The sequence below is a fragment of the Allochromatium palmeri genome (assembly GCF_009720725.1).
In the GTDB taxonomy this organism is placed as follows: domain Bacteria; phylum Pseudomonadota; class Gammaproteobacteria; order Chromatiales; family Chromatiaceae; genus Thermochromatium; species Thermochromatium palmeri.
On record NZ_WNKT01000102.1, the window covers coordinates 1 to 3491 of the forward strand.

Genomic DNA, 3491 nt, shown 5'->3' on the forward strand with positions numbered 1-3491 from the left:
CACGGATGGCCTCCAAACCAACCTTGGCTTTGAACGACGACGTGTACGTCTTGCGCTTTGATTCACCCATTTTGACTCACCCTTCTGTACCGGTTTGATAACTTAAATGACTGTCCGGTTTTCAGGGTCCACTTTAGAGTACCAAGTCTTCATCCTCCGAATCTTGCACCTCGGCCAGCAGGTAGGTGAGTTCGGCGAGAATATCCGCGTCCGTTGGACGACAGTCCAGCGTATATTCGCCTCGACCATCGGTGAACAGATACCAGCCACGCGGCAGCCGGACATCCGTCTCAGCCGGTTTCAGCACGTCGATTGAGGCATCGCGTGCATCCCTCTCAGGCGAGCGGATGGTGACGCTTGCAAGGTATCCGGTGTCGTAGTCCACGGTCTTGATGATCATCATACGCTGACCTCTCGCTATTTAAGCATTTAATACCGGATGCGCTGTTACCGATCGTTTCATACGCCGTGCGATATAACGGATAAGCTTATTAGCGTTGAACAGTGGATTTCACTGATGATAGCCGATGTTTAAATAGCTGCAAGTGCGAATGGCCGTCAAAATATCAGCTATCCTGATCGCTACTTGATGAAGCTCCAATAGCCTTGGAGCGTTTCTTGACGGCTGGTGATGGGGTCGCGTTCGACGACTTCGCCCATTCCTCCTGCATCTTGCGTAACGCCACCAGTTCCCCTTCCTGACGGGCTAACTGCTCACGGGCCTGTATCCGTTGCTCGCGTTCCTGCTGCATCTCCGTCGTCAATGTCTGCACTTGCTGATGGGCCTGTTCAAGCTGGGCTTGCAGGGTTCCGATCTGCGTCGCCTGTTGCTGCAAGTTATCCAGCCATCCATGGCGTTCCTGCTGAATCTGTTGGATCTGGGTCGTCAATTCCTGATTCTGCGACTGAATCTGATCGCGTTCCAGATTCAAGACATCGATCTGCGTCTTCTGTTGCTGCAACTGGTGACGTAACCCCTCCCGTTCTTCTTCTAGTGCCCGAACCTGCTGCTCCAGGGCGTTGCCAGTCTCCTGGGCTAACTGGAGTTTTTGCGCGAACTGTTCCCGATCGGTTTGTAACGCTTGCTCCGCTTCTTGGCGAGCCAACGCCTGGAGTTCCAATACCAGTTCTTGCAGGTGCTTTGACCACTGGGTTTTGAGTCGATCGAGCACGCTTTCCATGATCTCGGGCAAGGGCCGTGGTTCGGGGGGAGTGACGACCTCGGCCCGGTATGTATCCCAGACCGCCTTGAGTCGATTTGGCGCTCCCCGTGCTCCGACCATTTCACGCAAGGTCGAACCCGTCACGTTACGTCCCTGTGCGACCAGGGCGCGGCCAGCGTCGATGATTTCTTCATCAGTGACTTCGGTAGGACGCATGGGGCGGTTCCTCAGATCGGAGTGATGAGCGTGTCCCAACGATAGCACACCGGACTAAACATAACAAACAATTAAACAAACAAAGTTACAAATAAACTAAGTAAGAAACGAACACTATTCTTCAAGCACCGGTCGGTGCTTGAAGGATTTGAGCCGTGGGAGTAGGGTTCGGAGTGTGTTGGATGACGCTGGAGACCCCTCGATGACCACGCTCGCCTATCTGCGAGTCAGTACCGATCAGCAAACCGACTCCGGGGCCGGACTGGAGGCGCAGTACGATGCCTGTCTGAAAGCAGCAGGTGAACTGGCCGGGGTCTATCGGGATGAAGGCGTCTCAGGTTCGACCGGACTCGATAAGCGTCCGGCGCTGCTGGAGGCCATTGGGGTCTTGAATCCAGGCGATGTGCTCATGGTCGCCAAGCGTGACCGATTAGGCCGAGATCCGCTGGTGGTGGCGATGATCGAAAGTGCCGTGCAACGTAAAGGGGCGCGGATCATGTCAGCGGCGGGTGAAGGAACCGGGTCAGATAGTCCATCCGATATATTGATGCGGCGCATCATCGATGCCTTCGCTGAATATGAGCGCCTGATCATCGGTGCACGCACCAGGGCCGCATTACGGGCCAAGAAAGTGCGCGGAGAGCGCATCGGCGGCATTCCATACGGGTATCAGTTAGGATCGGATCATCGATCCTTAATCGAGCAGCCGGAGGAACAGGTGATCCGACAGCAAGTTCGGATGTGGCACCAATCAGGGATGAGTTACAGCGGAATTGCCAAGCAACTGAATGCGCAAGGGGCGGTTCCGCGTGGGCAGCGGCATTGGCATCCGCAGACGATCAAGAATATCTGTCTGTCGTGAGAACAGTAGCGGTATATTACCGATCAGCCATAGAAAGTTTTGTCGCTGAAGGAGATAACGATGAACGACCGCGATCTCGTAACGCTGTTTGAATCTGGCGATGTCGAACGTCTAATAATTCGTCGCGACAACGGCACCGGAAACTTCGGGATTGTTGCGGAATTGCTCGACGACCAAGGCGAACAGCACCTAGAACCGTTCAACGACACCCTGGATGAAGCATGGTCACGGGTGCGCTGGATGGGGTGGCATCGTGACATCGTGATACAGGGTTGAGCAATTGAAGCCGATATTGAAAAAATCAAGCTAACCTGGAAGAGCGTGTGATGAATCGTCGTTCTCTAGATGTCTCAGGATGCGTCAACTTCCCTATTCATAATTCTAATCTAAATAATACTGAAGAAGGAGGCATGTTCGTCAAACTCGTGGTCTGCGATAACCGCGATGATCATGGCTTTGGCGTATGTAGTGGTGTCTGCGTCAATGATCTGATCCTGGAAGTGTTTGCAGGTGATGATCGGCACGATTTTGAACGAGATCCTGACCAAACTATGGGCGGTGAAGCCTATCACTACCCCTGTTCAAACGATCCCGACACACGCGACTTGCTCCAGCGTCAGCTTTCGCGTCCCTATCTGGCGTCGATCGTTCTCGGTTCGACCGGTTGGTCTGGGTGGAACGATGAGGCTGAGGAATACTGGCACTGCACTTTCGATGATCTGAATTCGGATGGGCAAGCTCTATACCGGCAGATCGAAGCACTGTATCCGGGATGCGATCTGCATCTGCTGACTTTCTTGGATACCTAACTGGAGCATGGATTAGCGGCTTGGACAAGCCTTGCGCCCGCTCACCTCGACCGGTTGCCCTGGTCGCGTCGAACCCAAACCATCGCACTCGTCACCACCAGGATTCGGATGAAGGAACGGGCGTTAACCTTTGCAAATCATCAAGAATCGTGGCTGTGCATAAATGCTTGTATGCGGGGAGGGGACAGGGTGACGGACTTCAAGACGGTCGTCACCTGGACCAAGAAGCCGGTAGCCCTACGGTAGCGCGGACCTTCAGCGATCCGCCCATCGAGCATATAACCGACTACTGAAGTTGGTTGTCAGGTAAAAAAGCACGTTCTGAAAATTTGATCCACATCACAGAACACTGTATGAGCCTATGTGTCAAGTCCCCGGAGATTGTAGACACGTTTTTTGAAGAGTTTGGGGCGTTTCTCGTGCCAGTCCTTGAGTGCCTGA

At 53.7% G+C, this 3491-nt stretch carries 5 protein-coding genes; 3 read left to right on the forward strand and 2 right to left on the reverse strand.

Annotation, left to right across the window (positions count from 1 at the left end; genetic code table 11):
- Nucleotides 1-133: 133 nt before the first annotated feature.
- Together GJ668_RS19480 and GJ668_RS19485 are read right to left on the reverse strand one after the other, a co-directional pair.
- A complete protein-coding gene (locus GJ668_RS19480; RefSeq protein WP_155451743.1) occupies nt 134-403 on the reverse strand; it encodes a hypothetical protein in 270 nt (89 codons plus the stop codon).
- A 163-nt stretch (nt 404-566) separates the two neighbouring features.
- Nucleotides 567-1379, reverse strand: a complete 813-nt coding sequence (locus GJ668_RS19485; protein ID WP_155451744.1) for a DNA-binding protein — start codon at nt 1377-1379, stop codon at nt 567-569.
- Between the two features lie 202 nt (nt 1380-1581).
- On the opposite strand from GJ668_RS19485, the gene GJ668_RS19490 reads away from it, so the two are divergent.
- The 3 genes from GJ668_RS19490 to GJ668_RS19500 all read left to right on the forward strand — a co-directional run bounded on the left by GJ668_RS19490 (nt 1582) and on the right by GJ668_RS19500 (nt 3050).
- Nucleotides 1582-2241, forward strand: coding sequence for a recombinase family protein (locus GJ668_RS19490; RefSeq protein WP_155451745.1), 660 nt, complete (start codon nt 1582-1584; stop codon nt 2239-2241).
- A gap of 60 nt (nt 2242-2301) precedes the next feature.
- Nucleotides 2302-2517 carry a hypothetical protein gene (locus GJ668_RS19495; RefSeq protein ID WP_155451746.1) on the forward strand — a complete coding sequence of 72 codons (216 nt, stop codon included), beginning with the start codon at nt 2302-2304 and terminating at the stop codon, nt 2515-2517.
- A 134-nt stretch (nt 2518-2651) separates the two neighbouring features.
- Entirely contained in the window at nt 2652-3050 is a 399-nt protein-coding gene (locus tag GJ668_RS19500) for a hypothetical protein (protein ID WP_186343234.1), read from the forward strand.
- Nucleotides 3051-3491: the final 441 nt, after the last annotated feature.

Excerpts from the sequence above, each read along its gene's own strand:
- GJ668_RS19490 (WP_155451745.1), top strand. The coding sequence starts at position 1,582 with ATGACCACGCTCGCCTATCTGCGAGTCAGTACCGATCAGCAAACCGAC.
- GJ668_RS19485 (WP_155451744.1), bottom strand. The coding sequence starts at position 1,379 with ATGCGTCCTACCGAAGTCACTGATGAAGAAATCATCGACGCTGGCCGC.
- GJ668_RS19495 (WP_155451746.1), top strand. The coding sequence starts at position 2,302 with ATGAACGACCGCGATCTCGTAACGCTGTTTGAATCTGGCGATGTCGAA.
- GJ668_RS19480 (WP_155451743.1), bottom strand. The coding sequence starts at position 403 with ATGATGATCATCAAGACCGTGGACTACGACACCGGATACCTTGCAAGC.
- GJ668_RS19500 (WP_186343234.1), top strand. The coding sequence starts at position 2,652 with ATGTTCGTCAAACTCGTGGTCTGCGATAACCGCGATGATCATGGCTTT.